We start from the raw sequence: 5235 nt of genomic DNA on the forward strand, positions 1-5235 counted from the left end.
GCACTGCTCTTTAACAATTCAATCAGACAATCTGTGTGGGCACTCACAAGACCGTATCTTAACGATATAAAAAGTCTTGAAGAGTGACTGACAGTAAATTCATTACGAATAAACAGTTATTAATTCTTCGAGCAGAGCTATTAAGTTAGCGAATCAAACAAATCTTAAATTGAAGAGTTTGATCATGGCTCAGATTGAACGCTGGCGGCAGGCCTAACACATGCAAGTCGAGCGGTAGCACAGAGGAGCTTGCTCCTTGGGTGACGAGCGGCGGACGGGTGAGTAAAGTCTGGGAAACTGCCCGATGGAGGGGGATAACTACTGGAAACGGTAGCTAATACCGCATGACGTCTTCGGACCAAAGTGGGGGACCTAATGGCCTCACGCCATCGGATGTGCCCAGATGGGATTAGCTGGTAGGTGAGGTAACGGCTCACCTAGGCGACGATCCCTAGCTGGTCTGAGAGGATGACCAGCCACACTGGAACTGAGACACGGTCCAGACTCCTACGGGAGGCAGCAGTGGGGAATATTGCACAATGGGGGAAACCCTGATGCAGCCATGCCGCGTGTGTGAAGAAGGCCTTCGGGTTGTAAAGCACTTTCAGCGGGGAGGAAGGCAATAAGCTTAATAAGTTTGTTGATTGACGTTACCCGCAGAAGAAGCACCGGCTAACTCCGTGCCAGCAGCCGCGGTAATACGGAGGGTGCAAGCGTTAATCGGAATGACTGGGCGTAAAGCGCACGCAGGCGGTCTGTTAAGTTGGATGTGAAATCCCCGGGCTTAACCTGGGAACCGCATTCAAAACTGACAGGCTAGAGTCTCGTAGAGGGGGGTAGAATTCCAGGTGTAGCGGTGAAATGCGTAGAGATCTGGAGGAATACCGGTGGCGAAGGCGGCCCCCTGGACGAAGACTGACGCTCAGGTGCGAAAGCGTGGGGAGCAAACAGGATTAGATACCCTGGTAGTCCACGCTGTAAACGATGTCGACTTGGAGGCTGTGGTCTAGAACTGTGGCTTCCGGAGCTAACGCGTTAAGTCGACCGCCTGGGGAGTACGGCCGCAAGGTTAAAACTCAAATGAATTGACGGGGGCCCGCACAAGCGGTGGAGCATGTGGTTTAATTCGATGCAACGCGAAGAACCTTACCTACTCTTGACATCCAGAGAAGACTGTAGAGATACGGTTGTGCCTTCGGGAGCTCTGAGACAGGTGCTGCATGGCTGTCGTCAGCTCGTGTTGTGAAATGTTGGGTTAAGTCCCGCAACGAGCGCAACCCTTATCCTTTGTTGCCAGCACGTGATGGTGGGAACTCAAAGGAGACTGCCGGTGATAAACCGGAGGAAGGTGGGGATGACGTCAAGTCATCATGGCCCTTACGAGTAGGGCTACACACGTGCTACAATGGCGCATACAAAGAGAAGCGAGCCTGCGAGGGTGAGCGGACCTCATAAAGTGCGTCGTAGTCCGGATTGGAGTCTGCAACTCGACTCCATGAAGTCGGAATCGCTAGTAATCGTAGATCAGAATGCTACGGTGAATACGTTCCCGGGCCTTGTACACACCGCCCGTCACACCATGGGAGTGGGTTGCAAAAGAAGTAGGTAGCTTAACCTTTAGGAGGGCGCTTACCACTTTGTGATTCATGACTGGGGTGAAGTCGTAACAAGGTAACCGTAGGGGAACCTGCGGTTGGATCACCTCCTTAACACAGAGATGTGAGTTGAGTGACGTGTCCACACAGATTGTCTGATGAAAGTAACGAGCAAAAGCGTCAACAAAGTACGGTGTCGTGTCCCCTTCGTCTAGAGGCCCAGGACACCGCCCTTTCACGGCGGTAACAGGGGTTCGAATCCCCTAGGGGACGCCAGCGCATCCGACCATTCCGGTGAAAGCGGGGGTCTTCAGTAGGTCATCATGCTTACCTCATATCGTAAAGCTGACTTGAGAAAGTCAGGGTTTACGATATTGCTCTTTAACAATCTGGAACAAGCTGAAATTTGAAACGATGCGGCGACGATTATCTTTAATGATGATGTTGTCGTATCAGCGTCTCTCAAATAATCGCAGCGCGCGGGTGGAAACACCTTCGGGTTGTGAGGTTAAGCGAGAAAGCGTACACGGTGGATGCCTAGGCAGTCAGAGGCGATGAAGGGCGTGCAAATCTGCGAAAAGCGTCGGCAAGGTGATATGAGCCGTTATACCCGACGATACCCGAATGGGGAAACCCAGTGTGATACGTCACACTATCATGTCATGAATACATAGTGGCATGAGGCGAACCGGGGGAACTGAAACATCTCAGTACCCCGAGGAAAAGAAATCAACCGAGATTCCCCCAGTAGCGGCGAGCGAACGGGGAGTAGCCCAGAACCATAATCAGTTTGTGTGTTAGTGGAAGCGTCTGGAAAGTCGCGCAACAAAGGGTGACAGCCCCGTACACAAAAATGCACTTGCTGTGAGTTCGATGAGTAGGGCGGGACACGAGATATCCTGTCTGAAGATGGGGGGACCATCCTCCAAGGCTAAATACTCCTGACTGACCGATAGTGAACCAGTACCGTGAGGGAAAGGCGAAAAGAACCCCGGCGAGGGGAGTGAAAGAGAACCTGAAACCGTGTACGTACAAGCAGTGGGAGCATCCTTCGGGGTGTGACTGCGTACCTTTTGTATAATGGGTCAGCGACTTATATTCTGTAGCAAGGTTAACCGTATAGGGGAGCCGCAGGGAAACCGAGTCTTAACTGGGCGTTAAGTTGCAGGGTATAGACCCGAAACCCGGTGATCTAGCCATGGGCAGGTTGAAGGTTGGGTAACACTAACTGGAGGACCGAACCGACTAATGTTGAAAAATTAGCGGATGACTTGTGGCTGGGGGTGAAAGGCCAATCAAACCGGGAGATAGCTGGTTCTCCCCGAAAGCTATTTAGGTAGCGCCTCGTGAATTCATCTGCGGGGGTAGAGCACTGTTTCGACTAGGGGGTCATCCCGACTTACCAACTCGATGCAAACTGCGAATACCGTAGAATGTTATCACGGGAGACACACGGCGGGTGCTAACGTCCGTCGTGAAGAGGGAAACAACCCAGACCGCCAGCTAAGGTCCCAAAGTCATGGTTAAGTGGGAAACGATGTGGGAAGGCCCAGACAGCCAGGATGTTGGCTTAGAAGCAGCCATCATTTAAAGAAAGCGTAATAGCTCACTGGTCGAGTCGGCCTGCGCGGAAGATGTAACGGGGCTAAACCATGCACCGAAGCTGCGGCAGCAATAGCGATATTGTTGGGTAGGGGAGCGTTCTGTAAGCCTGAGAAGGTGACCTGTGAGGGTTGCTGGAGGTATCAGAAGTGCGAATGCTGACATAAGTAACGATAATGCGGGTGAAAAACCCGCACGCCGGAAGACCAAGGGTTCCTGTCCAACGTTAATCGGGGCAGGGTGAGTCGACCCCTAAGGCGAGGCTGAAAAGCGTAGTCGATGGGAAACAGGTTAATATTCCTGTACTGGTTGTTACTGCGAAGGGGGGACGGAGAAAGCTAGGTTGGCCGGGTGACGGTAGTCCCGGTTTAAGCGTGCAGGTGGATGACTTTGGAAAATCCGGGTCATTGTTAACACTGAGGCGTGATGACGAATCACTACGGTGATGAAGCAACTGATGCTACGCTTCCAGGAAAAGCCTCTAAGCACCAGGTAACAGTCAATCGTACCCCAAACCGACACAGGTGGTCAGGTAGAGAATACTCAGGCGCTTGAGAGAACTCGGGTGAAGGAACTAGGCAAAATGGTGCCGTAACTTCGGGAGAAGGCACGCTGGCGCGTAGGTGAAGTCCCTTGCGGATGGAGCCGAAGCCAGTCGCAGATACCAGCTGGCTGCAACTGTTTAATAAAAACACAGCACTGTGCAAACACGAAAGTGGACGTATACGGTGTGACGCCTGCCCGGTGCCGGAAGGTTAATTGATGGGGTTATCCTCAGGGAGAAGCTCTTGATCGAAGCCCCGGTAAACGGCGGCCGTAACTATAACGGTCCTAAGGTAGCGAAATTCCTTGTCGGGTAAGTTCCGACCTGCACGAATGGCGTAATGATGGCCAGGCTGTCTCCACCCGAGACTCAGTGAAATTGAACTCGCTGTGAAGATGCAGTGTACCCGCGGCAAGACGGAAAGACCCCGTGAACCTTTACTATAGCTTGACACTGAACCTTGAGCCTTGATGTGTAGGATAGGTGGGAGGCTTTGAAGCGTGGACGCCAGTCTGCGTGGAGCCGACCTTGAAATACCACCCTTTGATGTTTGATGTTCTAACGTGGGCCCCTGAGCGGGGTTGCGGACAGTGTCTGGTGGGTAGTTTGACTGGGGCGGTCTCCTCCCAAAGAGTAACGGAGGAGCACGAAGGTTAGCTAATCCTGGTCGGACATCAGGAGGTTAGTGCAAAGGCATAAGCTAGCTTGACTGCGAGAGTGACGGCTCGAGCAGGTGCGAAAGCAGGTCTTAGTGATCCGGTGGTTCTGCATGGAAGGGCCATCGCTCAACGGATAAAAGGTACTCCGGGGATAACAGGCTGATACCGCCCAAGAGTTCATATCGACGGCGGTGTTTGGCACCTCGATGTCGGCTCATCACATCCTGGGGCTGAAGTAGGTCCCAAGGGTATGGCTGTTCGCCATTTAAAGTGGTACGCGAGCTGGGTTTAGAACGTCGTGAGACAGTTCGGTCCCTATCTGCCGTGGGCGTTGGAAGATTGAGAGGGGTTGCTCCTAGTACGAGAGGACCGGAGTGAACGCACCGCTGGTGTACGGGTTGTGATGCCAATTGCATTGCCCGGTAGCTAAGTGCGGAAGAGATAACCGCTGAAAGCATCTAAGCGGGAAACTTGCCTCGAGATGAGTCTTCCCTGGGACGTAGAGTCCCCATAAGGGCCGTTGAAGACGACGACGTGGATAGGCCGGGTGTGTAAGCGCAGCGATGCGTTGAGCTAACCGGTACTAATGACCCGAGAGGCTTAACCTTACAACACCGAAGGTGTTTTACAGAGAGACGAAGAAATCGGCTTGTTTTGAGATTGGTTCTGGTGGTTACAGTGAAGAGGGTAACGACCGGGATGAAACAGAATTTGCCTGGCGGCGATAGCGCGGTGGTCCCACCTGACCCCATGCCGAACTCAGCAGTGAAACGCCGTAGCGCCGATGGTAGTGTGGGGTCTCCCCATGTGAGAGTAGGGAACTGCCAGGCATCAA

At 52.9% G+C, this 5235-nt stretch carries 1 tRNA gene and 3 rRNA genes; all 4 read left to right on the top strand.

Annotation, left to right across the window (positions count from 1 at the left end):
• The first annotated feature begins 166 nt into the window (after nucleotides 1–166).
• Nucleotides 167–1709: ribosomal RNA gene (locus NC856_RS17465) — 16S ribosomal RNA — on the top strand.
• 86 nt (nucleotides 1710–1795) lie between these two features.
• Nucleotides 1796–1871, top strand: a tRNA-Glu gene (locus NC856_RS17470).
• 230 nt (nucleotides 1872–2101) lie between these two features.
• Nucleotides 2102–5008: ribosomal RNA gene (locus tag NC856_RS17475) — 23S ribosomal RNA — on the top strand.
• 106 nt (nucleotides 5009–5114) lie between these two features.
• Nucleotides 5115–5230 (top strand): 5S ribosomal RNA (gene rrf, locus NC856_RS17480).
• Together the 16S, 23S and 5S rRNA genes with 1 tRNA gene alongside form the textbook arrangement of a ribosomal RNA operon.
• The last annotated feature ends 5 nt before the right edge of the window (nucleotides 5231–5235 follow it).

Origin of the sequence: Brenneria izbisi (assembly GCF_025840185.1) — a bacterium.
In the GTDB taxonomy this organism is placed as follows: domain Bacteria; phylum Pseudomonadota; class Gammaproteobacteria; order Enterobacterales; family Enterobacteriaceae; genus Brenneria; species Brenneria izbisi.